1 pseudogene is annotated in these 414 nt (G+C 37.0%); it reads left to right on the top strand.

Going from position 1 to position 414, the window contains the following annotated elements:
* A pseudogene (locus DMB92_RS09090) lies at positions 1-414 on the top strand (TonB-dependent receptor plug domain-containing protein); the annotation flags it as partial.

Raw genomic sequence — 414 nt, 5'->3', positions numbered from 1 at the left:
TAAGCTTGATGCTTCTGTTGTAAATGCAAATGCCTTTGCTTATCAATCAGGACAAGAAATAAACTCCCAAACTTTAAAAACTATCCCAAATGGCAATGGGGATATAACTTCTACCTTAAAAATGCTTCCTAATGTGCAGTTTGATAGCAATCAAATGAACTCAAATACCCCAGGTGAAATAGATCCAGCAAATGTAAGTATATCAGGTGGACTTTATTATCAAAACTCCTTTATCGTTGATGGCATGAACATTAATAATGATCTAAGTGGGGTAAAGAATTCTGGGCGATATGGCACTAATGATCCCGGACTTGAAAGAGATGCTTCTATGGGTCGCTCCCAAGGACTTAACATTGATACCTTTTTACTTAAAAGTATCAAGGTGCAAGATAGCAATGTAGGAGCAAGTTATGG

This window comes from Campylobacter sp. MIT 99-7217, assembly GCF_006864365.1.
In the GTDB taxonomy this organism is placed as follows: Bacteria; Campylobacterota; Campylobacteria; order Campylobacterales; family Campylobacteraceae; genus Campylobacter_D.
This window is presented reverse-complemented; position numbering and strand designations above follow the sequence as displayed.